This is a genomic window from Nocardia sputi (assembly GCF_023501985.1).
This window is the reverse complement of the sequence record NZ_JAMFLC010000048.1, coordinates 1-26,035: the sequence shown is the minus strand read 5'-3', so window position 1 is coordinate 26,035 and position 26,035 is coordinate 1. Positions and strand designations below refer to the sequence as shown.

Genomic DNA, 26,035 nt, shown 5'->3' with positions numbered 1-26,035 from the left:
TGGGGGGTCGGTTGTATCGGACGGGTGATTTGGTGCGGTGGAATCGTTCGGGGGAGTTGGAGTTTTGTGGCCGGGTCGATGATCAGGTGAAGATCCGGGGGTTCCGGGTCGAACCCGGCGAGGTCGAGGCGGTGCTGGCCGCGTATCCGGCGGTGGTGCAGGCGGTGGTGGTGGCGCGCGTGGACGGGCCGGGGGAGCATCGGTTGGTCGGGTATGTCGTGCTCGATTCGGCGTCTGGTGGTGTCGATGTGGCCGCGGTGCGCCGTTTCGTGGCGCGACGGTTGCCGGGGTTCATGGTCCCGGCGGTGATCGTGGTGCTCGAGGCGATGCCGTTGACGGTGAACGGGAAAGTCGATCGGCAAGCGTTGCCGGCACCGGAGTATCGGTCCGAAGTGGAGTATCGAGCGCCGGAAACGATCCCGCAGGAGGTGCTGGCGGGATTGTTCGCGCACGTCCTGGGCCTCGACCGGGTCGGGGTCGATGACGACTTCTTCGAACTGGGCGGCCACTCACTGTCGGCGACCCGGCTGGTCAGCCGAATCCGATCGGTGATGAAGGCCGAGGTTCCCGTCCGGCAGGTATTCGACACACCAACCGTCGCCGGGCTGTCAGCCAGTATCGATGGGCGGCTGCGGCTGCGTCCACCCCTTACCGCAGCGCCGCGTCCGGCGGTGGTGCCGCTGTCGTTCGCGCAGACCCGGTTGTGGTTTCTGCATCGGCTGGAGGGGCCGTCGGCGACCTACAACATCCCGATGGTGTGGTCGCTCACCGGCGCACTGAATGTCGAGGCTTTGCGAGTCGCGGTGATGGATGTGCTTGCTCGCCACGAGTCGTTGCGGACGGTGTTTCCCGAGGTGGACGGAGTGCCGCGACAGCGGGTTCTCGATGCCGGGGCTGTCGATGTCGGGTGGCATGTGGTGGACGCGACCGGCTGGGCCACCGAGCAGCTCTCGAACGCGCTTCTGCCGCTGGCCCGATATGAGTTCGATCTAGCCGCTGAGGCCCCCGTACGGGCAAATGTATTGCGGCGCAGCGAGAACGAGCACATCCTGGTTCTGCTCGTGCACCATATCGCCGCTGACGGATGGTCCTCGGTGCCGTTTATGCGGGACTTGGCCCGCGCCTACCGGTCACGTGTCGACCACCAGGCTCCCCAGTGGGCACCGCTGCCGGTCCAGTACATCGACTACACCCTGTGGCAACTGGCGCTGTTGGGATCGGAGACGTGCCCCGACAGTGTGCTGTCGGAGCAGATCGCGTACTGGCGGACCGAGTTGGCCGGGGCGCCGCAATGCCTGAATCTGCCCACCGACCGACCGCGACCACGGGTCGTCTCCTATCGAGGGGACACGACGACCTTCGTGATCGACCCGGCGCTGCAAACCGCGATCAGGCAGCTTGCGCGCCGGGAAGAAGTGACGGTGTCGATGGTATTGCAGTCGGCGTTGGTGGCGCTGTTACATCTGCGGGGGGCCGGTGACGACATCGTGGTCGGCTCCCCCATCGCCGGTCGCACCGACGAGGCAGCCGATGACCTGGTCGGTTTCTTCGTCAACATGTGGACGCTCCGCGCTGAGGTCACATCGCGGATGCCGTTCAAAGAACTGCTGACCCAGGTCAAGCGGAAAGCATTGGCGGCCTACGACAATCAGGACGCTCCATTCGAAGTCGTGATCGAAAAACTCAACCCGATCCGCTCCACCGCCCACCACCCGCTGTTCCAGACCATCCTGGTCTTCCAGAACAACACAGCCGCCGACATCGACTTGCCCGGCGTGACGGCGACCCGGATGCCGGTGGCAACCGGGGTGGCCCGGCTGGACCTGACCTTCACCATCGAGGAAACCCTCGATCACTGCGGCTGGCCCGCGACCATCGAATATGCCGAGGACTTGTTCGACCGAGCCACCGTCGACGGTCTTGCGACACAATTCGTGCGCGTACTCGAAAGCCTGGTCGCCGATGCGAGCGGGCCGGTCGGCGACGTCGAACTACTCGATGAACTCGACAGCCGTCGATTGGATGCGTTTGGCAGCGGTGGCAAGCTCACCACCGCAGGCGGTGCATCGATCCCGGAGCTGTTCTCCGCACAGGTAGCACGTACCCCGGACGCCCGTGCGGTCGTATTCGAGTCGCGCTCGTGGACGTACTCGCAGCTGGACAACGAGGCGGGCCGTTTGGCGACTCGCCTCGTAGCCGCGGGCGTCACCGCGGGGTCCCGGGTGGCGCTACTGCTGCCGCGGTCGGCGCACACGGTCATCGCGATCATGGCGGTGCTGAAACTCGGTGCGGCATACGTGCCGATTGATGTGGCGTATCCGCACCGACGAATCCGCTTCGTGCTTCACGACGCGACACCCTCGGCGGTGATCACCACCAGCGACCTGATCGGTCGCACAAAGACCCTGTTACAGGAGATCGGAGCCCCTATCCCCACAGTGGATGCGACGGATCCGGCCATCGATACCCTCCCCAGCACTCCCCATACGAAACTGCCAGCCGAGCAGGTCGCGTACGTCATATACACCTCCGGCACCACCGGTACCCCCAAAGGGGTCGCGGTCACCCACGCGAACATATGTAAACTGTTCACCGCCTTCAGCGGTCGCATGGACTTCGGGTCCGGCCAGGTATGGACGTCGACTCACTCCTATGCTTTCGACTTCTCGGTATGGGAATTCTGGGGACCGTTGCTCCACGGCGGACGGCTGGTCATAGTTCCGGATGCCGTCGTGAAGTCCCCGCACGACCTTCTCCGGTTGCTCACCGAGGAACGGGTGACCGTCCTGAGCCAGACTCCCTCCGCATTCGACGCGTTACGGTCGGCGGCCGGAGCCCTGAGCGAAACGCTCGGGACGATCGTTTTCGGGGGTGAGGCGTTGACACCGCACCGATTGCGATCGTGGCTGGCCGCGCATCCCGAGGTGCGATTGATCAATATGTACGGCACCACAGAAACAACCGTGCACGCCTCGTTCCGGGAGGTCGGCCCAACCGACACCGGCTCCTCGGCCAGCCTCATCGGCATGCCCCTGGCCGGGCTGACGTTCCAGGTACTCGACGCTCGGCTGCGTCGTGTGCCGGTCGGAGTCGCCGGTGAGCTGTACGTGGGCGGTGCGGGTGTCGCTCAGGGATATTGGGCACGCCCCGGCCTGACAGCGAGCAGATTCATCGCAGACCATTTCAGTGGCTCCGGAAGGAGACTGTATCGGACGGGCGACCTGGCGCGTTGGACCCATTCCGGTGAACTCGAGTTCTTGGGACGAAACGATGATCAAATCAAGATCCGCGGGTTCCGCATCGAACCGGCTGAATTGCGATCGGCGCTGGGCTCGCACCCTGAGGTGGCACACGCGGCGGTAACAGTCCGCGAAGACCGGCCCGGAGACCGGCGGCTCATCGGATACGTGGTCCCCGTCGATGCCGTCCGTGGAGTCGACGAGGCCGCGCTGCGTCAGCACGTGGCAAGCCATGTCCCGAAATTCATGGTGCCCGCGGCGATCGTGGTGCTCGATGCGATGCCGCTGACGTTGAACGGCAAGGTGGACCAGCAGGCACTGCCCGCGCCGAGGTATCGGTCCAGTACGGAGTATCGCGCACCCGAAACGGCAACGCAGAAGGCGGTGGCGGACTTGTACGCCGAATTGCTCGGGCTCGAACGGGTCAGTGCCGACGACGACTTCTTCGGCTTGGGCGGCCACTCGTTGTCGGTGATGCGATTGACGGCGGCCATCCGAAGATCACTCGGTGTCGAGATCGCGGTTCGGACGATATTCGAAGCGGCTACCGTAGCCGAGTTGGCCGACGCGATCGAGCGCACTTCGCAGGAAGTGATCGCGTGACGGATCGCCTGCGAATCGTGATCGCTGCCCGCGGCGCCAAGGAGTTCTCGACGCTGCACAACGTATGCGAACAGGCTGGGCACCTGCCGGTCGCTTATGTGTACAGCCGCTCACGAAAGCCCGCGGCAGCACCGTCACCAGATGTCGTCGGAGCCGTAGGCGAGATGCTCCAGGCTGCCCCGCCAGGAATGGACTTCCTGCTTCCCGGAACCGCTTCGGGTCTAGCCGACATACTTACCGGCTATCGATCCGATCTTCTCCTGGTATGCGGCTTCAACTGGCGCATACCATCTTCGGTCCTGCGAATCCCGGCGCACGGAGCTCTCAATATCCATCCTTCGATGCTGCCCAAGTACCGCGGACCGGAACCCATCCAGTGGGCGATCCGCCGCGGCGACACCGAATTCGGGATAACGCTGCACCGGATGGACGACGGCTTCGATACCGGCAACGTAATCGTGCAACAAGACGGCATACCGATCGACGACGAACCGACCCCTGAGCTCCTGTGGCATCGGATGGAGCCGGTGATACGGGAACTGCTGCCGCAGGGCCTCGATCGAGTGGCGGGCGGCGACCTCGGCGAACCCCAAGACGAGACCCGAGCGTCCTATGCCGGGCCTATGGAACCAGATTTTCTACGCATCGACTGGGGGCGCAACGCGCGCGAGATACACAACCAGGTTCGAACGTTTCGGGCGATGCGGGCCGGGTCCGGCCCGATCGCTCAGGTGGGCGATCGCTGGCTGAAAGTACTACGCACGAGGACCACACCGGGCACCGGCCTGCAAGTTCACTGCGCGGACGGACCGCTGTGGATCATCGAGCATGCAGCAGTCCCACCGCCGGGCAACGGCGAATGATGCCTGTCGTGTCCTCATCGACGGTCAGTGGTCCGAATCGACCTGATCGAAGATCCTCGACGTCCGCCGGTCATGGCCGAAACGGCTTTCCAAGACGATCGAACCATCGTCTACTACGACGGTTCGTTGATCACTCCAACCGGAAAACCGGAACCTGCTGTCCCCCACCGGGGTCATCGCGAGCACGGTGCCATTCACGGTCTTCATGTAGACGTTGCGATCGGAATAGTGCAGTTCGACAGACAACTTCGGCTCCGAAGTTTCCAGAGGCGCGTCGTCGGTGAAGTTGAGAAACGATCTGGGGATAGCAAACTTGCGCGGATGCGCCCATGGCCTGCAATCCGCGCAAGCCAAGCCGAAAGAGTTGAACAGCGCACCATGATCTTCGAACGACTGACGAAATCGGGCCGGAAACAGCTGAACCAGATCAGACGTCATGAGCGCATCGATGACGAGGTGCACACGCACTTCCGCACCTCTGTTCTCAACACGATGAAGCCGACTGAAATCGCCGTACCACAGTTCCCCGGGCGCCCAGCAGTAGCGAACACCGTCAAGGACAAGAATAGCGTCCGGGTTCGTCAGCACAGGAATGTGCAGCCGACAGAAGCCCCGGCGCACATCATATTTGGGGTCACAATGCTCATCCGAGGACGCGCCGGGGCCGAGAGCCATCAGTCGCACGGAATTGAATGGCACCGGAATGGCTGAGACGACCTCCCGCATACAGGGCAGTCGACTCCACCAAATCGTGGGCGCATATCCCTTGTCCTCCGGACCGCCTGGATCCGTACGATCTGCGTCCCCACCGATGCTCCAGAGCGGGAGTACCCTCCACTCGAGCTCGGTGGGTGGGCTCGTGGTGCCCAATTCACTTTCACCGTCGAGCCCGAGGACATGGGTTCGCTGTTTCTGCCAGGAGACAACAGAGACCGAGGAAAGCTCTTCCGCCAGTCGCGCCGCGTCCATACGGCAGGCAAGTTCGGCAGCGGCAGGCATTTGAGAAGAAGCTTCAGGATATGCCGAAGGAAGAGCAGTCATCGGGTAGCCTCGCAAAAAAGTGTGGCACAGCGGTGGCCAGCCCCGAGAGGGGGCTCCCGCTCTGTCCGGTCGAAGAATGAGTGTCGTACTACTGCCCGATCAGCATAACGGATTCCCACCGCATGGACAGTGTCACTTCAGCCTTCTCGGTCACTTCAGCCTTCTCGGTCACTTCAGCCTTCTCGGTCACTTCAGCCTTCCCGCCGTCGCTACGGCGGCGAGATCCTCTCGTCAGGACGCGATTTCGGCGTCGCACTGTCACTCGATCTGCGACACTGAGCGATTCGAGTCTCGCTACAGTGCCGCTGCGCCACCCACGGTCAGCACCGACACCCCCACGGACTGGGAAGCTACGACTTTGACAGCGGCGCAGAATGAACGCGAGGATGACGGAAAGGCCAGTGCGCGAACGACGGGTGGATCTTTGACGCACCAATCGGCATTGGATATGCCGGCGCTTCGATCACTGATGGGCGACCGGTTAATATCCCCCGACGACAGACAATACGACGCATTCCGTCGAGTATGGAATGGAATGCACGACCGCCATCCAGTGCTGATCGCGCGATGCCGCGACACGGCGGATGTGGTGGCTGTAATCCGGTTCGCTCGTGCGGCGGGCCATTCGGTGACCGTGCGCGGTGGTGGCCACAACGTTGCCGGTAGCGCGGTAGCCGATCATGCGGTCATGATCGACCTTTCGCTGATGACCGCGGTGACCGTCGATCCGGCCTCCCGAACAGCGACCGCGGCGGGCGGCTGCCTGCTGCGGGACGTGGACGCCGCGACCATTCCTCATGGGCTTGCCTGCCCGGCCGGCGTCGTATCGCACACCGGCTTGGCCGGGCTCGCGTTGGGTGGCGGCTACGGCTGGCTGGCTCGAAAATGGGGTCTGACCTGTGACCACATCCTGCGAGCCGAGGTCGTGCTCGCCGATGGATCGATTGTGGAAGCGGATGATGTCACACATCCCGACCTGCTGTGGGCACTTCGAGGCGGCGGCGGAAACTTCGGAATCGTCACCCGGTTCACTCTCCGGCTCCGCCGAGTCGGCCCAGTGGCGTATCGATCCGGTGTCCATGCGATGGACACCGCGAGTGCAGCGCTGGAGGCATACCGAGAGTTCGCTGAGCGGCAGCCGCCGGACCTCCACACGGTCGGCGCTTTGAAGATCGCGGGCACGCAAGATTGGCTGCCCCGAGAGCTACACGGAAAGCCGGCGTTGTTCCTCACCGCTATATGGCTCGGCGATTCGGCGCGAGCCGGCGAAATGATCGCCCCACTGTTCGCGGCCTCGTCGCCCTCCGCAGTTTTGAACCAGGTCTTGACACATGCGGAACTGCAAGCACTAGGCGACTACGGGGAACCTCACGGAAACCGGTACTTCACGAAGTCGTGCTATCTTTCCGAATTAACCTCAGCATCTGTGCACGAAGCCATCGAGGCCGCGGCGGAAATCACGTCGCCCCTGTCTTGCATAGACTTCGAATTCCTGCGCGGGGCAATACTCGACGTACCCGAGCAAACGTCCGCCTTTCCGGCACGGCAGGCGCCGTACATATTCACCGCCTCAGCTCAGTGGACCGACTCCCGTACGGACGAGGAGCACGTGGACTGGGCACGCCGGAGCATGGCGCGGCTTGCCCCCTGGAGCTCCGGCGGAGCCTACGTGAACTACCTACAGGATGAGGTCGGAATCAACGTTGCCGAACATTACGGAAGAGACCGATATCGGAAACTATCCGAAGTCAAGTCGCGCTACGACCCGGACAACATATTTCATCACAACCACAACATAGCCCCTGCATAGCCATCGGTTCGCGATAGAAAGGTAGTTCGGTGACCTCAACCGGCTCGGCGGCGATTACGGTCGCTCCCCCACCCGCTCGCGACAGCAACAATCCCGACACACTCATCGAATATCTGAGATCTCCTTGGTATCATCTGATCGCCGAGCTGCACGACATCATTTTCACCGAGACTGCCCGTTATGCAGGATCACAGGGACTCAAGAACTTGTTCCTGCCCATGACCACCCGAACGGTCACCTGCCCCTCCGCGTCGGGCAGCGACTCCGAGCCGGTTGCGGTGACGGTCGGCGGCGTCGACACATACTTGCCCGACTCCATACAATTCGCACTGGAATACGGCTGCCGACTCGCACCTGATGGCTGTTACACGATCTTGCCGTCGTTTCGTACCGAACAGCCGGACGAGACGCATCTCAGCCAATACACACATAGCGAGGCGGAACTACCCGGCGATCTGGACAGCCTTATTCGATACGTCACCGGCTATGCGAAGGCACTGGCGGCCGCCATCCTCGATCGAGTGGGAGACCGTTTGATCCAGGCACGAGGCGACGTCTCCCACCTGGTCAGGATGACCGACCGCGTCGAGGGCTTCGACCAGCTCACCTTCGATGAAGCGGCCGCGGTGGTCGCCGATGTACAGGGTGCTGTGAGCGGCAGCGAAGGTTCCCGAACCCTTACCCGCATCGGTGAGCGTCTACTGATGGAACGTGTATCCGAGTTCGTCTGGGTTCATCACTTCGACAGTTCGACGGTGCCCTTCTACCACGCCTTCGGTGATGAGAACGGCTCGACGGCCAAGTGCGCTGATCTCTATTTCGGAATGGGCGAAGTGTTCGGGTCGGGCGAACGGCATACCGAAGCTGAGGAGTTGCGCAAGTCCATGGCGCTACACGGCGTCAACGAAGCCGACTACGCATGGTACCTCCGCATGAAAGCGGAACTTCCGATGTTGACATCGGGATTCGGCATGGGGGTCGACCGGTTCCTCATGTGGGTGCTCAACCATCACGACATCCGCGATATGCCGTTGATCTCTCGCATCGATGAGCCGCAGTCCTGGCCATCGGCCATTGTCCGACCCTAGCCGCGTGCGAACACCGTTTCTGAACATCGGCTCATGTTGAATACGGAGAGTGCGTGGGTATCGTCAATGAATTGCAGGCCGAATGGGATCGGGCACTGCTGGGAACGCCTCGGGATCAGGAACGCAGCACACGCCAAGCGGCGGAATTGGACCTCGCGCTGGCATCCGGTGAGTATCGCTCACCTACGGGCCCTGTACCGTTGAGGCCGGTTCTCCTACCTTCGGCGAAGGTACATGAATTGACGAGCATGTCTCGTAGATTGCTCCGCCTGATCGAGTCTATTTGCACCGAGCGAGCGAAAACACCGACGGAGTTGGCCGAATTGCTCGGCTACCGACGCCCTCCAGCGTCGATGTTGACAGACGATCCGAAATGGAACGCGACCGCGCTGGATATGGCCCGGCCGGACATCATCATCAGCGGTGGCATCCCCCGCTTCGTCGAATACAACATCACGAGCGGCATCGCCGGACCGGAACAAATGACCAGACAGAACCGGTTCTTCATGAACAAACTCAAGGCTATGCGCCGCGACATTGCCGCAAAATTCGTTGTGCCCGATACATTCACGGCTCGCCGCGAAGTCGTCATGAAAGCCGCACGAGCGTACGACATATCGAATCCCCGGGTGTGCTTGCTCGGCTGGAGCGACGAAGGACTCGGTTCCAGGGACTATTTCTCGGAAACAATCGACGATTTCAACGGTCATGGCATATCCTGCGGTTTCGCCATTCCCGACCAGCTGGACTCCTCCCCTACCGCGCTTACGCATCGGGGTCAGCGGATAGATATCGCTTATCGCACTTTCGCGTACACACACGAAGGCGCGAAGCAAGTGAAATGGGACATCGGTCCGCTGCGCCACGCCATGGAGGCCGGTACTGCGGTCACCCTGGCACCAGAGTTGGCGGATCTGTACTCCAGTAAGAAGATCTTGGCATGGCTGAGCGAATCTGCGGACTCGCTGCCCACAGCAGACCGCGTGTTCGTAGAGACGCATATTCCATGGACTCGAGTGGTCGCGGACCTGAACGTATCCTGGCGCGGCCGCTCTCTCGATCTACTTTCTCTGCTCACCAGCGAGCAAGACAGGTTCATACTGAAACCGCATGATCAACTCGGCGGACGAGGGGTAGTCGTAGGGCAAGCGACTACTGCCGCCGAATGGCACGATGCGGTGACCTCGGCGGCAACCCACGGAGGGTATGTCGTGCAGGAGTTCTGGTCACCCGACCCTATCGAGATACCAGTACACAGGCCATCCACCGGGAGCACAGAGCTGGTGCGCGCGGCGTCTGTCGTCAGTCCGATCCTGTTCGGCGGGAATCTTGGGGGTTTACTCGTGCGACATACCGATTCACCGGCGACCTCGATCGTGAATATCGCTACCGGAGTGGACAATACAGCTTGGTATGCCTAGCGTTCACGACGTGTAGTGCGCTCCGAACCGCGACATTCGCAGGGCTGGTCGAATCTCTCGTCGCTGCCCGAACGAAGCTTCCGTACCGATGCGGGGCTACGCCGCCGAAGATTCGGTCGACGGCAGGACCACGAAGGGTCTCGCGTTCAGTCAGGTACGTCTCGGTGAAGCGAAACCCCGAGAAGGTCGAGGAACTCGTTGAGGTGGTCGATCAGGTGGTCTTCGCCTACGAAGAACGACCCGCCGGTGGGGTTGTCTTCGGGAACGAAGCTTGAACACGACCGCCCCCGAGGCCTGGGTGCGCGGGCGGAACGAACTTCGGTGAACACTTCGACGAGCCGAATTCGTCCGGTGGCGCGAGGATGCGATTCGTTGTGCGCTCAGCTTTCGCTCGGCTGGTTCGGCAGTGGAAGCGCCACTGCCGAACTCGGCGCCGGTTGCACGCGGCCTATTCGGCTGAGCCGGCTTCACGGCTGCTCATCGAACGGCCGTGCCGCCTCCGCCTGACAGGCTGCTGATCGCGCAGACCAGCGCCACGAACGGGTCGGTGATACCACCACAGCTCCCTGCGACCGACACGGCCGGTGCGGGCGCCTGCGGTTCGAGCGGCAACGGCGCCGCGGCGGCCGCCCCAGCACCGGTCAGGGTTGCGGCACCGATCACGGCGGCGGCAAATCCACGTACTGCGAACATTCCAACTCCTCGTGGATCGGGTAGACGGCCGAACCTGATCGGCAAGCCCTCACCACGCATGACCCGAATTGTGTTGCCCTCGAATCGGGGGTCCCTATGGTTTTGGTCGAGCTGTATCGGTCGTCGTTGGTCGCGCCGTCGTGGCGTTCGGTCGCCCCGAGCCGCATCCCAGACGGTCAGGTCGTCGTAATCGCACGGAACCTCGGTCGGCCCGCGCTACCCCGACGGGCCCTAGTTCAAATCTGTTCTATACATCGATCGGGAATACTGATAATCACTATTGTTCAGATCGATAAGTATTCGAGCTCTGGGTCGTCGTGAATCAGCTTGCTGAGGGTGCCCGGATAGCCGCGCTCTCCTCGAAGAGTGTCCGCGGCTATGCGCAGGGCATTTGCTTCGGCACCGACGACTGCCCTGGGGCTGATTTTTGTGGGACCTGCAGTGCTGGTAGGCCCTCCGCGGGAGGAGAGGAGGTGTGTAGTGCAGTTCCGGGCATGCTGTCCGGCGACCATCGCTCGGCAGGTCGTGAATCCCCGAGGTTGTGCCGCTCGTTGGCGGCATCTTCGATACTGCACTCGAGAGACATTCTCGGGGCCGAACGCGCTATGGGACGGATCAGCCTGCTGAGCTGATTCGACCAGGACCCAGGTCGCCGACGGGGCGATCCGTACCGTGCGCGCAAGTGCGTGGCATACATTCGTCCGGCTGCCATGTGAGACCGCCGACCATCACTTGGACGAGCCGGATCAGGAGTCCGTAAGTCCACTCCGCGTGTGTCCCATTGATCTCGGAAAGGTGCCACATTGGCTATCGAGATACCGAGCGAGGTCGCATTCTTCCTCAATCTGATCGGTATTCCCTATCCGGATGTCAATGAGGACGATGTTCGCGCGCTCGGCCGCTATGTGCTCGACTTCGCAGAAAGCGTGCGGTCCACGCATGAGTCGGCAACCGGAGTTATCACTGATATGGGTTCAGTCTATTCCGGTGATTCCTACGAGGCGCTGGTCGCGTCGTGGGGCCGGATGAGCGCCTCGCATATGGCCGACCTCGATGCGGCGTGCAAGGTGGTGGCCGGTGCGCTGGACATCGCGGCCGATGTGATCACGGCGGTGAAGGTCGTGGTGCTGGCTGAATTAGCCGCGCTCGCGGCGAGTTACGCGTTCGTTTTGGCCACCCCGGGCGCAGCGGCGTTCAGCATTGCGATTCGGGATGTCGCTCGCAGGCTGTGCAACGGCCTGGAAGAGATGTTGATTGCCTACCTCGCCGCGGAAGTGATCGACAAGGCTATCGAGCCTCTGGAAGACACCATCGACCGATTGCTCAAGAGAACGGTACGCGACGTTCTGGATGTGCCTGCGCCACCGAGCAGTTCAGCTGTCCAGCCGTTGTACATCGAACCCGACGAGGTGTCGCGCTTCGCCGACATCCTCGACAAGCACGCCGACGACATCCTGCGACATGCGACAGACTTCGCCGGTAAGGTGGCGACGTTGGATTTCACCGTAGCCGGCGGCCCACCGGACAATGCTGACGATCTCACCCTCTCCCCGCAGCGGGATACCGTGACGGCGCCTGCGGGACCGTATCAGCCTGGTGCCGGTCCCGACATGCATTCGTTCCCCAGGTCGGCGGATTCACCGCGAGCGACGAACGACCCTCCACCAGTAGCTGTTTCGGGGTCAGGCGCGGATCGAGATCGACCGGTAGCGGCCGGATCGGCCGACCGACCGCCGTCTATCAGCGGGGAAATGGGATCAGCGGCTACATCGGCAGGGGGCGCCCACGAACCGGGCCAAGCGATCGCCCAGGATGTCCCCGCAGCGGCACAGCCGAGCGTGACCACCGCGGGCGAAGTCGGCGCGAACCGCACTGACACAATCGACAACTCCGCCCGGAACGGGAACGGGCGAATGCCCGAGGCAGCCGAGGCGTCGGTTGCGGATTCCGGTCCACGTATCCAGCCCGCAGAAGCGGACCGCGAGCACGCGGCAACGCCCACCCCTGCCCCGTCGGATAGTCGGCAGCACAGTGGCCATCCTGCGCCACCCGACATGCAAGGCGGGCCGCATCCGTCGTCACCATTCAGGGCCGGCAACAACGTCGCAGCGTCGAGCACCCCGTGGATGCGTGCTCCCGCTCAGGCGCCGATGCAGCCCGCAGCTCCCTCGGGTACACCAGCACGGAAAGCGGCACCCACAACTGTTGCCGGTCCGGCCACCAGAGGCAAGGCCGGCGAAACACCGTGGTCGAAGAAGGCGAGCAAGACCGGAGCAGGCAAACGAGATGCGATGAAGAAAGTGGTCGCACCGACGCTGGGACCGCCCCCGGTACGGCGTCCCGACAAGGCGACCGCAAAGAATGAGGAAAAGGGCGTGGACACCGTCGGTGAGACCGGGATCGCGCTTTCCGATTCGGTTCTCCCCGCAGGCAAGAACATCGTTACTCCACCCACCCGGAATCCATAGCGGCCGATCAACACGTCTGCCGCCGCCCAACGCTCGTCGCTCGCGCTCTGCCTGCTCAGGGAGTGACCGCGCTCGCAGGAAAACGGTTACTCTTCCCTCGGCGACCGCGGCGCGTGGGGTCCTGTTCGGGGCGCCCTCACCCGCGCCTCCGGTAAGAAGATCATCACGCCACTCGATCGCACACATCACATGCCCGGTAGTACGGGTGGTGTCACTTCGGTATGAGGCGTGGTCGTGCCGAACAGTTCGCCGATGTCGATGATGGCGTGTTCGACATTGGTGTGCATGCGCCGCAACAGCTCGGTCGGACTCCTCGCCTGGGAAGACCGCGTCGCTACCAACCCCAGCCTCGAGTACACCCCCCGCACTCTCCGGCAGCCGCGCGAAGCGCCATCCGTCTCGGCGCGCAGCCCGAATCGACGGCCTCGTCAGACTATCCGAGTGCTATCCGTGCCCGGAGACCTCTTCGGCAGCAGGGTGCCATGCGGCTACCTGGTTCAGCACCGAGTGGGAAACTCGTACCTCTCGATACTCCTAGGAGCGCTTCCCTGCTCAGATGAACGCGCTGGCCTTCTGAATTCGTTTTGGAAGTGCATCAGGTACGCGGACGGTGTGATTCCGAAAAATTCGCGGAAATCGCGGGTAAGGTGAGATTGATCCGCGTAACCACAATCAGCGGCGATCTCGTGAAGCGGAGAGAGCGGATTTTCACGGAGTAGATGACGAGCTCGATCGAAGCGAATGATGCGCGCAGCCGTTTTAGGTGACAGACCTACTTGTTGAGCGAATCGCGTGATCAGATGTTTGTGACTCCAGCCCACTTCTTTGGCAATCCGTCCGATCGGCATCGCCCCTCCGCTGTCCACCAGCATTGCCCATGCTCTGCCCACCCCCGGTAAGAATTCCGGACCGTGCTCCGCGCGGTCGAGCAGGAATTTGTCGAGGATGTCGAAGCGTGCGGCCCAGGTCTGCTCTCCGCGAATTCTGTCCGCCAATTCTCGGCCTCGTGATCCGACGAGATCATAAAGGTCGACTATACATTCCCTCGATGCGGCGCCGACGTCAGGGCCTAGCAGCGAATAAGCACCCGAAGGGTTCAGCCACAGTTCCAGATAGGACGAAGCGCAGAAAAGGTCGAGTAGAAGAGGTGCGGCCTTCGGGCCCCTCAAAAAACTACATGGGCGGCAGTCTGTCTCATCCAACCTGATCACGATCTGCACTGCTGTGGTGGCGGGCAGGAGGATGGGGAACTTGTGAGATTTTCCGCTTCCGGAGTGACCTGCGTACTTACGGCTGATCATCGTCGTCAACCGGGGATGCGGCGTACTTACGGCCTGAGGAATGCGGAACTCCTCCGGTTCGCCCCGATGCAGGGCCTTCGTTTTCGAAGTCACCAGACACATGTCACGCCGGCCTCGGCGCGTACACGAGCCACATCGAGGCCGGGCTCGCGGCAGAGCCGGAACGAATGACATCGCCGCACGTCTGGATGATCACCATGTCCGATCCGACAGTCCCTGTAATGCGGACCGACGGCAAGATATTCACCTGATTCGCGCACTTTCGCCGAACGCGGCCGACATTGACACTTCTCCGAATCGGACTCAATAACCCATTCCTGCGTAACCGGTATTGCCACAATTGAGAACAGCGGATCAATCGACATGACCTCGCTCATGAATGCTCACAGCTACCCGCCGGTAGCGCTAGGATTATTTTCACCAGTTCGAGAGAGTAGAACAAATTTAACCATACTGGATGATATGGTTCGAGCTGGACCAGCTCGGCTGACCGACACGCTTTCGCGTCGATGTAGCCGCGGGGTGCCGAATTTCGAACTACAACTCGATCGCGAGTGCGTTCTTCGTCTTCAGCGCTCTGCCGAAAGTAGAAAAAGATTCGAATCGTGTGGCGTACGTCACTACCCCAATCGGCGGCCCACGATCCACTCGTACATCTGTCGCTTGACGCATACATCTCAGCTCCTGTGCGATGGGAGGTCTCGGCCCCAGTACCCCCGGCCTTACGCGATTCACAATCGTCGTATAGGTAGCCCGTCGTCATAGGGAGTCGATATCCGTCTACCTAGAAGCAGCGCCGACTTGTCCACCCACTGCCCTGACGGCGTGCGCCCGCGAAGTCTCCTGGCTACTCCGGGCCGAATCCGCCGTCCGCGGTGCACACTGCACGCTCTCGCCCGAGAGGAGGGGCGGATCACTCGAGCGACAATGCCGCAACCCGCCCGAAGGCTGTGCGGTTGGTTGCAGACCATCGCGACGACTACGCCGGTGGAGGGCGGCGATCAGGACGGTTTCGTCGCCGATTCGGGAATGACGCAGGAACACTGCGCAGGTGGATCCGGCAATCGGCCGTCGAGGGGTAGAACTGAGGAACTTCGGCCGAGGCAGAGCGGATCATCCGGTAAAACGCAAGATCGCCGACCTCAGCGGATGATCGAGAACTTCTCGGCGGCAACAGTTTTCGTTAAAGTCCTGCCGCGGTCGATGCCCGCCAGGCTCGTCGCCGGTAGCCGGCCCGATAGTTTGTGGTCGCATCTTTCGGCGCTGATCGCAGCGGTGGGTGCGCGGGCAGCGGCAAGGTGTGTGGCGCGAGTCCCAGGCATCACGTGGCGACAGGGACGATTCGGGCGTTTCATGCGCCGTGCTGAGTGTACCGTTGTGCGACGGTACATTGACTAGCGGAATCACTGCCAAAACTGTGGAGAGGCTCTTTATGGCGACGACTCGGCTCGGCGTAGCGGGCCCTGCGGATGCGCTGCAAGCGGAGGACGTCGGCTACCACAAGACGTTGCGTCCCCGTCAGCTGCAGATGATCGCCATCGGTGGTGCCATCGGTACCGGTCTGTTCCTCGGGTCGGCCGGTCGGCTGCACACGGCCGGGCCCGGATTGTTCCTGGTGTACGCGGTCTGCGGGGTATTCGTATTCTTCATCCTGCGGGCACTCGGCGAACTCGTGCTCCATCGTCCTTCCTCAGGGTCGTTCGTCTCCTACGCCCGCGAGTTCTATGGCGAGAAGCTTGCCTTCGGCGTCGGCTGGATGTACTTCTTCCACTGGTGCATGAGCGGGATCGTCGACATCACTGCCATCGCGACCTACGTGCACTATTGGGGTGTATTCGAGGTCATCCCGCAATGGTCGATCGCGCTGGTGGCGCTGGCGCTCGTGGTGAGCATCAATCTGGTTTCGGTGCGCTGGTTCGGTGAGCTGGAGTTCTGGGCGGCGATGATCAAGGTCGCGGCGTTGGCGATGTTCCTGATCATCGGCACGATTTTCCTCGCGAGCCGCTCATCCCTCCAGGGCCGGCCGACAGGTTTCGCAGTCATCGCCGATCACGGTGGGTTGTTCCCCACCGGACTGTTGCCGCTGGTGACAGTCACCACGGGCGTCGTGTTCGCGTACTCCGCAGTCGAATTGGTCGGCACGGCCGCAGGGGAAGCGGAGAACCCGGCCAAAATCATGCCGCGCGCGATCAACTCGGTCATCGCACGGATCGCCGTGTTCTATGTCGGCTCCCTCGTACTGCTGGGGCTCTTGCTGCCCTACACCGCCTTTGTGCCCGGAACGAGTCCGTTCGTCACCTTCTTCTCCAAGCTGGGTGTCCAAGGCGCGGATTCGATCATGAATCTGGTGGTGCTCACCGCGGCGTTCTCCAGTCTGAACGCCGGCCTCTATTCCACCGGGCGCATCCTGCGGTCGATGTCGGTGAACGGCAGTGCGCCGTCGGCGGCCTCGCGTATGTCCCGCGGCGGCGTGCCCTACGTCGGCATTCTCGCGACCGGAGCGATCGCGCTGATCGGTGTCGGGCTCAACGCGGCGGTGCCGGAGAAGGCCTACGAGATCGTGCTGAACATGTCGGCCCTCGGTACGCTGTCGTCTTGGGCGGCCATCGTGCTCTGCCAGTTGCGCCTGTGGTATTGGTGGCGGCAGGGGCGGGTCGAGCGCCCATCGTTCCGGTTGGTGGGTGCGCCGTACACGAGCATCGCGACGCTGCTGTTCCTCGTCACAGTAGTCGCGTTGATGGCCTTCAGTGAAGACGAGGTGCAGCGCGGAGCGGTGATCGCCGCCGGGCTGATCATGATTCCGGCGCTGATCTGCGGGTGGTTTCTGACCCGTGGGCGGGTGCTGCGCATCGCTCGGGAACGCGAGGGCGTCACCGGGCAGTTCCCGGTCCACGCCGAGCGGTCGTCGTACGTCTCCGCGGACAGTGACGCCGACCTCGTTCACGACGAATCCGAGAAGGAGTAATCCGGCATTGACCATAGATATCGTCGCCGAACTCGCCGAAATCGTCGGCCCAGCGCATGTTCTCACCGACCCCGACATGACGGCCCGCTACGTCACCGACTGGACGGGTCGCTGGAACGGCACGACCACGGCAGTGGTTCGACCTGCTGATACCGAGCAAGTTTCCCACGTGATACGGGTGTGCCGACGCGCAGGCATCGGAGTCGTCCCGCAGGGCGGCAACACCGGACTCGTAGGTGGTTCGATTCCGCTGCACGGGGAGATCGTCCTGAGCCTCGCTCGCCTGGACTCCATCACCGCGGTGGACCCCATCGGTCACACCATCGCCGCCGGTGCCGGGGTCACCGTCGCCCGGGCGCAAGCGGCCGCGCGCGAGGCGGGGCTCATCTTCGGCGTCGACCTCGCCTCGCGCGACTCGGCGACCCTGGGCGGGATCGTCGCGACGAACGCGGGCGGTGTGCGCGTGATCAAGTACGGCGATACCCGCGCCCAACTGCTCGGAATCGAAGCGGTGATCTCCGACGGCAGCGTGCTCACCCGGTGGAAGACCTTCACCAAGGACAACGTGGGCTATCACTTGCCGAGCCTGCTGGCGGGCTCGGAGGGAACGCTCGCGGTCGTCACCCGCGTGCTGATGAAATTGCGCGTGCCGCCACCCCATATCCAACTCGCGATGGCCGGAGTGCCGACCATCGGATCGGCGCTCGAGTTGCTGGATGCCCTGCGCCGCTCCGGCCTGACCGTCGAAGCCGCCGAGCTGATGACCGATGCCGGTATACGTCTGGTCCGCCGTCACCGCAACCTCCGCCCGCCCCTGGTAACCGATACGCCGTTTCTCTTGCTGGCCGAGGTGTCCGGACCGGCGGATGCCGAAACGATGATGCTCGAGACCTTCGAAGGTGCCGGTGATCTCATCATCGATGCCACCATCGAGCACGGGTCGCGCCTGTGGGGCTATCGGGAAGGCCACACGGAATCGATCAACGCTTCCTCGACGACACCGCCGGTCAAACTGGACATCACCACACCGCTCGCCGAGCTGGAATCCTTCGTCGCCGACCTCACCCGCGTCATCGCCTCGGAGTTCCCCGACGTGCGATTGATCTTCTTCGGCCACGTCGCCGATGGCAACGTGCACGTCAATCTCCTGGATGTCGATCCCGAGCGGACCCGGGAGATTACCGGCGTCGTCTTCGAACTGGTCGCCGCCCACGACGGAAGCATCAGCGCCGAGCACGGCATCGGCAGATCCAAAGCGGCATGGATGCACCTGGCCCGCTCCACCGTGGACGTCGAAGTGATGAAGGCCATCCGGCACAGTATCGACCCATCATTGATCCTCAATCCGCACATCCTGCCGGCAGCGCGACCGGCCGGCGCCAGTCGTGTAGCGGGCGATGCCACGCCCCGCTGACAACAGGGCTTGCTCGGTCAGCGTCGTCGATTGGGGGGCGGGTCCGGGAACATGGAGAGGTTCTCGTAGTCGATGGGTTTGTAGTCGATCGAGTCGTCGAGGGGCTCGCTGTGTTCCCAGCGTGTGATCTCTGCATTCCAGCTGGCGTATCTGGGGTCTTCAGGCCCTATGGCGACCGAGCCGTCGATCCTGGCGCCGTCGGGTTCTCGAGTGGAGTAGCGCAGCAGGATGCGTCCGTCGTCGAGGCGGCGGGCCAGAGGATGTCTGTCGCTCATGTCGAGATCCCTATCCGTGCTTCGAAGGCCTGGTAATAGTCCGTGAGGTGACGGCCTGCGGCGACCGAGTCGAAGAATCCTGGTTGCTCGGTGCTGTCGTGGAACCAGCCGAAACCGTGTGCGAACAGCTCCTCCTCCCCGACTCCCCCGGGTTGTGCGAAATAAGCGGCGGCCTCTGAGCTTTCGTGAGGTATGCGAGGAAGGACGTTGGCGTAGACCTCCGCGAACGCCGGCCCTTGGCTCGGCATGCCGAAGGCATGGTCCACTGCGTGACCGAACTCGTGCAGCGCGATATCACTCTCGTAGGGCTGGGCCGCGAGTAATGCCCGATGATCTACGTCGTACGCCCCACCCACATCGTTCCAGGTCGTGCCTTGCGGCCAACCTTCTGGCGTTCCACCACGCGTTGCCACGGACCATTCTGGATGCCCGAGCGTCAACAAGCTGCCATCACCCACCCAAATTCCACCGTGCGGTCTTTCTCTCATGTGGGCCGCAACAGTACGGTGCAACTTCTCCGGCACAGCTGTCAACGACCGCGCGTACGCCTGGGCCAGGACGGAACCGTTCGTGTGATAACGATCCCCGTATATGTCTCTCAAGAACTCGTCTGCCGGATTCGTCCGCTTCACCCTCTTGGGGAGCATCGGGGCGGGCGGTGTCGGGCCAGGATGTGGCCCTCGATCGCCGGAAAACGCGGCCGCGATTTCCTTGGCATTCGACTCGTCGCCAGCACGTAGCGTCGAAGCTGTGGCCTGAAGACCTTCCGCAGCACGGCCCGGTAGAGCGGCCCGCACTTGCGCAACCCTCTTCGCGAGGGGGATCAACTCGTCGCGGAGATTCGCCCACGCCTTATCAACCGGTTTCCCCATCACCGCACGACCGATCAAACGATTTACCAACCATCTGGATAAAAACATGCCTACCGGTCGGTCTACTTCCCACTCTTGGGAAGGGCACTTCACCAGGTCGCCTGGGATACGCACAGGAAACCGGGCTTCCCATCGGTTCTGCGCGGTCCGGGTGAGGCTGGTGACATACCCCGGATAAGCGTTTTCCGCCAGCCTTGCGGCTCCCTCATTACGCTCGTGGCGGACGTCGCCGATCCACCACTGGGAGGAATCACAATCTCGCCACGGTTTACTAGGCGTGTGGATAATGTTGTTGGCACGCTCGCGGCTCGGGCTGGTTTGGGACGGCACTCACCGATGCGGTGGGTTGCCGAGGTTGTTGTGCTCGCGATGGTGGTGTCGGGGATTGTGGCGATGGCGCCGGGGGTGGCTGTGGCCGAGCCCGCGACGTCCGGGGCGGACACCGGGTCAGCGGAGAGTTACCAAGCCCCCGCGGAGAGCTCGGAGATCGCAGCCCGGCCGGTCATCGACCGGATCGAGCCGATCACCGATCGGTGGCTGCGCGTGTTCGTGACCTCGCCCGCGATGAACCGGGTCGTGCAGGTGCAGGTACTGCTGCCCGCGGACCGTAACAGTGCGCGACCCACCCTGTACATGCTCGACGGCCGTGGCGCTCCCGAGAACGCCAGCAGCTGGACAGAACACGGTCATGCCGTGGAGTTCTTCGCCGACAAGAACCTGAACGTCGTGCTCACGACCGGCGGTCCGGCCAACCTCTACACCGACTGGCAGCGGCGCGACCCTGTGCTGGGCACCAACAAGTGGGAAACCTTCCTCACCCGCGAACTACCTCCACTGATCGACGCCCGCTTCGAGGGCAACGGCCGCAACGGCATCCAGGGCGTTTCGATGGGCGCCGAAGCAGCGATGATGCTCACCTTCCGTACACCGGGGCTGTACTCAGTCGTCGCGGCCCACAGCGGCTGCTACACCGTCGCCTCCGGCACCGGTCAAGCCCAGGCCCGCTCGATCGTCAAAACCTATGGTGGCAATCCGGACAACATGTTCGGCCCACCCACCGACCCGGACTGGCTGGCCCACGACACCATGACTCACGCGCAAGCCCTGCGCGGCACCAGGATCTACCTTTCCAGTGGCAACGGAGTTCCCGGCGAACACGATGTACCCGGCCGGGTCGAGCTTCCCGACGCCATCACCATCGGAGGTCCTCTCGAAGCCGGAGCCTACGAATGTGCTCACGCCCTTGCCACCCGGCTCACACAACTACAGATCCCGGCGACAGTGAACCTGCGATTCACCGGCACCCACTCCTGGCCGTACTGGGCCGACGAACTGTCACGCTCCTGGCCCACCATCACCGAAGCGCTCCACCACAACCGTTGACACCTCGATGCACAGGCAGTCGACTATCGGCGGCGCAGACCTCTCCAGCCACCCCTGCCGGCGGTCGCAGCCAGGGAGCAAGTAGGAGGACCCGAAGCCGCCGAGCCCGCCCCGGTTGGCAGCGACTGCCAATGGTGCCGATGTCGTCCTCGGTTGCCTGGCAGTCGGCACGGCTGGCAAGGCAAGTCTCTTCCGATGCTGCTCGGAGAGGGGCGTACCCGTCCAGACCGCGCGCCTGTTGCACGGAAGCGACGAATCGAGCTTGCCGCTGCTGGGACGTAGCGCGGTGGACAGCCCGCCACGGCCGGTAGGGTCGCTTGTCTGCCGGTATCGGGTGCTCGACCACGTGGCAGGCAATCAATTTCGACGACGGACATGTGGACCGAGGATGACCGCTACACAACCCGGGGGTGTGAACCTCCAAACATTCTTGCGCTCGTACCCCGCGTACCAGGGCACACGACATCTCGATCGCGTCCGCGCCGAAGACTTCCGTCGACTCGATGAGCAGGGCCTGATCTATCTGGACTACACGGGAAGCGGCCTCCCCAGCCGATCTCAGCTTCGCGCGTATCAGCGCGCCATGGGCGAGGAGATCTGGGGAAATCCGCACTCCGCCAGCCTTCCGTCCCGGCGATCCACCGAGGCGATCCGGCATGCTCGCCAGGCGACACTGCGATTCGTGAACGCCGATCCCGAGGAGTACTCGGTGATCTTCACGGCGAATGCCACGGGCGCTCTGCGGCTTGTCGGCGAGTCGTTTCCGTTCCAGCCAGGAGCCCGTCTGGCGTTGCTACGCGACAATCACAACTCCGTGCTCGGAATCCGCGAATACGCCCGCGCACGGGGAGCAACAACGGAAACCATTGTCCTCCGACCAGATCTTCGCGCCGAGCTGTCCGCCGTGCTGGACGCATTGAACCGCACCGGGACGGCGCCGTCGTTGTTTGCGTATCCAGCGCAGAGCAACTTCTCCGGTGTTCAACATCCACTCGACTGGATATCCGAAGCTCACGCCCGTGGCTGGCGGGTACTTCTCGACGCTGCCGCGTACGTGGCGATATCGGATCTGGATCTCAGCCGGCACAAACCCGACTTCGTCCCGTTGTCCTACTACAAGATCTTCGGCTGGCCGACGGGGCTTGGATGTCTGATCGCCAAGAACGACGCGCTTGCACAACTGCGACGTCCCTGGTTCTCCGGCGGCACGGTCGTCGCCTCGAGTGCACTGGGTGGCTGGCACGCCAGCGCCCTACCCCCGGACAACTTCGAGGACGGGACGCCCGATTTCCTCGGTGCACTCGGTGTGTCGATCGGACTGGACTACGTACAACAGACTCTCGATCGCGAATCGGTCAGAACACGAGTCCGGTGCTTGATGAAATTCCTGCTCGATGAGATGTCGACGCTCCGCCACAGCAATGGCTTGCCTGTCTGCGCGCTGTACGGCCCCACCGAAACCCGAGGGAGGGGCCCGACGATCGCGTTCAACCTGCTGGATATGAGCGGCGACATCGTCGATGAACGGATGGCCGAAGACCGCGCGGTACAGCATGGGATCGCGTTGCGCGCCGGGTGTTTCTGCAACCCCGGCGTCGGCGAGACGATATTCGAACTCCAGCCCGCAGATTTGATTCGAGTAGGGACGATGCGGGTGGGCTTGCGTACGATCGACGATTACCGACGAGCCATCGGTCTACCCACCGGCGGTGCATTGCGCGTCTCGCTCGGCCCGGTCAGCAGCTTCGAAGACATCCTCGGATTCCATCGCTATCTTCGGTCGTGGCGTGATCACCGCACTGCTGACCATAATCTCGGGACGCTTGCGGATCGAGAACGGTGCTGACGCTTGCGGTCGATGACGGTGCCGGCACGCCACCGGAGCCGGAGGATCAGTGTCGCTCGGGGCATCGGGCCGCGGCGTGCGCTCCGGCCGGTAGGCGGCCGCACGCGCACGATGCTCCCACCGGTGCTGGGCGTCATCGAGCCGACGGGCGCGCCGACCACGCGCTCTACAGCTCGGCGAGACGCTGATCATCGGGTCACAGCTTGCGGGTCGAGGTCGTTATCAAGCCAACAGACGCGTTCGCCCAGTCCAGCATTCCCAGCAGTGGCGAATTTCCGGCAATCGAACGGCCTATCGTGCTGGGTAGCCCCCGAATCGTGGCCTCGAGCGGGGCGCGCGACTGATCCGTTGGTGAGAACTACGTGTTGGACAGGCGATGACCCGACTCGTGCACTTCGTGGGCAGCTTGCCCGCACCATTGATGACCGATGACCGTGGCGTGCTGGAATGGTTCGTCCGGCACAGCGGGGGCCACCTGCTCACCGGAGTGCCGCGAGATCTGGATCCCAACTGGGTTGTGGAGTACCTGCGCGATCGGGCGAAGTACAGCGACGTTTTCGAAGTGGTGCGCAGCGGTGACTTCGCCGACTACGCCGACATGCGCGTCTATGGGATTCGCCGAGGTGTCACCCTCGAACCCCGGCACGTCGCAATGGACCGCGTCGACCGCATCGGCGCCGCCGTCACCGCTTTCCGTGCGATGCGGACTCGGCACCCGGAACTCGTCGACACGAGGTTGCAGGTGAGTCAACCGAATCCGCTGGACCTGGCGATGTTCGTGTTCGGCGGCGCGGCGGTGGCCGACGGACTTCCCGTCGGGCGCGCTCTACGCCACCTCAGGACGGTGACTCCGGCGCTGCGAAACCTGCCGGTTTTCGTCGAGGCCGTACTGGCCGAAATGACCCGGCTGCAAGCCGATCACGGTGACGTGATCACCTGGCAGGTGGAGTCGCCGATCGCTCAGCTAGCACTGGTGAAGGCGGCGCGGTTGGGTGTGCAGACTCTGGTCGGTCGTCTGGTCGCGCGACAGTTGGCAAGCTTTCTCGCAGGGGCGCATGATATCGGCGCACAGACCGTGCTGCATCTTTGCTACGGCGACTATCGGCACAAAGAGCTTCTCGCCCCACGAAGTCTTGCGCCGGCGGTGAATCTGTTGAATGTGGTCGCACGACTCCTACGTGCTCGCGCGGTACCACTACCACCCGCGCACATCCCCTGTGCGTACGGCGCCCATCCGGCTCCGGTGGACCCGGCGTTCTACCGATCGCTGCGGCGGCTGGACCGGGACTGGCGCGTCATCGCCGGGGTTGTGTCGTCGGCGGGGGCGGAGGACAGTATCCGGAGCCTGGAATTGTTCGAAGCAGGTGCGGGCCGCACCGCATACGGTGTAGCGACAGCATGCGGCCTCGGCCGGTGCACCGTCGAGGAGGCCGAGCGGGCCGCCGCAGCCACCGTGGCGACCGCCCAGGGGTGAAAGGGACCCGGCACGATCACGAGTTCGCTTGCACACTGGTCCGACCTCGTCTGGTGTCCTGCGTGTTCGCCCAGTCGATCAATTTCCGGACCGAGACTCGAGTGGAATCGGCTACTTGGCAGCCACCAGAGTCATGCTGCCCGCGCACCCGGCCATCGCGTCGGTGCACACCTTCACCGAACCCAGCTGCTGTGTAAGCGGCGAGCAGGAACCGGCAACCGAGCTTCGACGCTCCCTTCTGAATGTGGCTTGGCACACAATTCGTGATCGACCCAGGGGAGACTTGGTGAATCGCGGCGAGTGCACAGCCGTTATCGACGCCGGTTGGCCGACACTGCGGTCACCGGCCGCGAGGTTCCAGCTCGACCCCGTCGCCGCCAACGACGGGGTCGTACCCGACTACATCCACGCCGACAACGGCGGCCTGCTGACCAGGAAACCGGTGTCGGAGCCGCTGATCGAACCCAACGGCCGCGTCGTGCCGGTCAGCCGCCAGCCGAGCGGACCCACAGTTCCCAGGGGCCGAACCTTTTGTAGACGCAGTCGGGGTAAGTGTCGGAGCTGCGGTAACGTTCCCCGGCCGCCAGGCACTCTTGCTGGGTCTCGTATTCGCCGATCCACACTCCCTCGGCGGTGGCGTTGCCCGCCGCCAATCCGAGAACAACCATCGCTGCGGCAGCCGCTGCCATTGGTTTCCATGCCGTTCGCATCCTGAAGATCCTGCCAGGGCCAACGCGGTGGCACTATTCCCAATGCCGGGAGGCGAAAAGGTTCTCGCGCCGCGACGCTTACGCCGCCCGCGGGGCGTGCCCGGGTCCGCCGGGTAGATCCTCGTGAAGGGTTAGGTGCAACGCGCATCGATGTACCGGACCGGGAGCGATGAACGCGGGGTCCAGTCGTTGCGCGAAGCTGAGGTTGTCACGGCGCCAGCAATCGGTGCACACCGGCTTGTCCATGTGGTCCTCCTCAGGTCTCACGGCGCGAGGCCTCGAGGCTTGAATTCCCTTCAGCGTCCGACATTGAACACCCGCATCTCTCGGCTCGCCGGAAGCCGCCGGATCGTTACCACCCGGCGGCGTGGCGGGTCGGCTTGGATGGCGCGGGCAGGCATGAGCGTGTATGGCGCAAGCTCGCGGCGAAGGCGGGCTAGAGGTTCGACGGGTGTCCGTGTTGCGGCAGCTGCCGGTAGGTAGTGGTCTGAGAGTTTCGGATGTGGGTTGTCTACCTATGCGAGGACGGTTGGAGGTGTCGGTGGGTACGGGTGCCGGTGGGCAGGATT

General features: G+C 63.2%; 17 protein-coding genes. 11 read left to right on the top strand and 6 right to left on the bottom strand.

Annotation, left to right across the window (positions count from 1 at the left end):
• The first annotated feature begins 86 nt into the window (after positions 1-86).
• The gene (locus tag M8859_RS35800) at positions 87-3,842 is read left to right on the top strand and encodes a non-ribosomal peptide synthetase (RefSeq protein WP_249645601.1); all 3,756 of its coding nucleotides are present in this window, start codon (positions 87-89) and stop codon (positions 3,840-3,842) included.
• Entirely contained in the window at positions 3,839-4,705 is an 867-nt protein-coding gene (locus M8859_RS35795; protein WP_308221259.1) for a methionyl-tRNA formyltransferase, read from the top strand. The genes M8859_RS35800 and M8859_RS35795 overlap by 4 nt, the downstream gene beginning before the upstream one ends.
• 24 nt (positions 4,706-4,729) lie before the next feature.
• On the opposite strand, the gene M8859_RS35790 is transcribed toward M8859_RS35795, so the two are convergent.
• On the bottom strand, positions 4,730-5,746 hold the full coding sequence (locus M8859_RS35790; protein WP_195072361.1) for an aspartyl/asparaginyl beta-hydroxylase domain-containing protein: 1,017 nt from the start codon (positions 5,744-5,746) through the stop codon (positions 4,730-4,732).
• 358 nt (positions 5,747-6,104) lie between these two features.
• Here M8859_RS35790 and M8859_RS35785 point away from each other — a divergent pair, with 358 nt between their 5' ends.
• Genes M8859_RS35785 through M8859_RS35775 form a run of 3 tightly spaced genes read left to right on the top strand, consistent with a single transcriptional unit; the run spans position 6,105 to position 10,065 of the window.
• The gene (locus tag M8859_RS35785) at positions 6,105-7,556 is read left to right on the top strand and encodes an FAD-binding oxidoreductase (RefSeq protein WP_249645600.1); all 1,452 of its coding nucleotides are present in this window, start codon (positions 6,105-6,107) and stop codon (positions 7,554-7,556) included.
• Positions 7,557-7,585: 29 nt separating this feature from the next.
• Complete coding sequence (locus tag M8859_RS35780) at positions 7,586-8,644, top strand: amino acid--tRNA ligase-related protein (RefSeq protein ID WP_249645599.1); 1,059 nt, start codon at positions 7,586-7,588, stop codon at positions 8,642-8,644.
• A gap of 53 nt (positions 8,645-8,697) precedes the next feature.
• Positions 8,698-10,065, top strand: coding sequence for a hypothetical protein (locus M8859_RS35775; RefSeq protein WP_159929935.1), 1,368 nt, complete (start codon positions 8,698-8,700; stop codon positions 10,063-10,065).
• 477 nt (positions 10,066-10,542) lie between these two features.
• On the opposite strand, the gene M8859_RS35770 is transcribed toward M8859_RS35775, so the two are convergent.
• Complete coding sequence (locus M8859_RS35770) at positions 10,543-10,758, bottom strand: hypothetical protein (protein WP_159930063.1); 216 nt, start codon at positions 10,756-10,758, stop codon at positions 10,543-10,545.
• Between the two features lie 803 nt (positions 10,759-11,561).
• On the opposite strand from M8859_RS35770, the gene M8859_RS35765 reads away from it, so the two are divergent.
• A complete protein-coding gene (locus M8859_RS35765; RefSeq protein WP_249645598.1) occupies positions 11,562-13,226 on the top strand; it encodes a WXG100-like domain-containing protein in 1,665 nt (554 codons plus the stop codon).
• Between the two features lie 497 nt (positions 13,227-13,723).
• Here M8859_RS35765 and M8859_RS37420 read toward each other — a convergent pair whose 3' ends face one another.
• Positions 13,724-14,620 carry a helix-turn-helix domain-containing protein gene (locus M8859_RS37420; RefSeq protein WP_159929929.1) on the bottom strand — a complete coding sequence of 299 codons (897 nt, stop codon included), beginning with the start codon at positions 14,618-14,620 and terminating at the stop codon, positions 13,724-13,726.
• A gap of 1,339 nt (positions 14,621-15,959) precedes the next feature.
• Here M8859_RS37420 and M8859_RS35755 point away from each other — a divergent pair.
• The gene (locus M8859_RS35755; protein ID WP_159929927.1) at positions 15,960-17,492 is read left to right on the top strand and encodes an amino acid permease; all 1,533 of its coding nucleotides are present in this window, start codon (positions 15,960-15,962) and stop codon (positions 17,490-17,492) included.
• 7 nt (positions 17,493-17,499) lie between these two features.
• Positions 17,500-18,906, top strand: coding sequence for an FAD-binding oxidoreductase (locus M8859_RS35750; protein WP_321210153.1), 1,407 nt, complete (start codon positions 17,500-17,502; stop codon positions 18,904-18,906).
• 17 nt (positions 18,907-18,923) lie between these two features.
• Here the strand turns inward: M8859_RS35750 and M8859_RS35745 are convergent, their stop codons facing one another.
• Both M8859_RS35745 and M8859_RS35740 read right to left on the bottom strand, forming a co-directional pair.
• Complete coding sequence (locus M8859_RS35745; protein WP_159929925.1) at positions 18,924-19,181, bottom strand: hypothetical protein; 258 nt, start codon at positions 19,179-19,181, stop codon at positions 18,924-18,926.
• Positions 19,178-19,639, bottom strand: a complete 462-nt coding sequence (locus M8859_RS35740) for a hypothetical protein (protein ID WP_159929923.1) — start codon at positions 19,637-19,639, stop codon at positions 19,178-19,180. The genes M8859_RS35745 and M8859_RS35740 overlap by 4 nt, the downstream gene beginning before the upstream one ends.
• Before the next feature lie 750 nt (positions 19,640-20,389).
• Between M8859_RS35740 and M8859_RS35735 the strand changes: the two genes are divergently transcribed.
• From M8859_RS35735 to M8859_RS35725, 3 genes are all read left to right on the top strand, one after another.
• Positions 20,390-21,436 carry an alpha/beta hydrolase gene (locus tag M8859_RS35735; RefSeq protein WP_249645597.1) on the top strand — a complete coding sequence of 349 codons (1,047 nt, stop codon included), beginning with the start codon at positions 20,390-20,392 and terminating at the stop codon, positions 21,434-21,436.
• A gap of 388 nt (positions 21,437-21,824) precedes the next feature.
• Positions 21,825-23,282, top strand: coding sequence for an aminotransferase class V-fold PLP-dependent enzyme (locus M8859_RS35730; protein WP_195072369.1), 1,458 nt, complete (start codon positions 21,825-21,827; stop codon positions 23,280-23,282).
• A 376-nt stretch (positions 23,283-23,658) separates the two neighbouring features.
• A complete protein-coding gene (locus tag M8859_RS35725; RefSeq protein WP_249645596.1) occupies positions 23,659-24,756 on the top strand; it encodes a hypothetical protein in 1,098 nt (365 codons plus the stop codon).
• A gap of 485 nt (positions 24,757-25,241) precedes the next feature.
• Here the strand turns inward: M8859_RS35725 and M8859_RS35720 are convergent, their stop codons facing one another.
• Positions 25,242-25,445 (bottom strand): hypothetical protein, encoded by a 204-nt coding sequence (locus tag M8859_RS35720; protein ID WP_159929915.1) that lies wholly within the window; start codon positions 25,443-25,445, stop codon positions 25,242-25,244.
• Positions 25,446-26,035 lie beyond the last annotated feature (590 nt).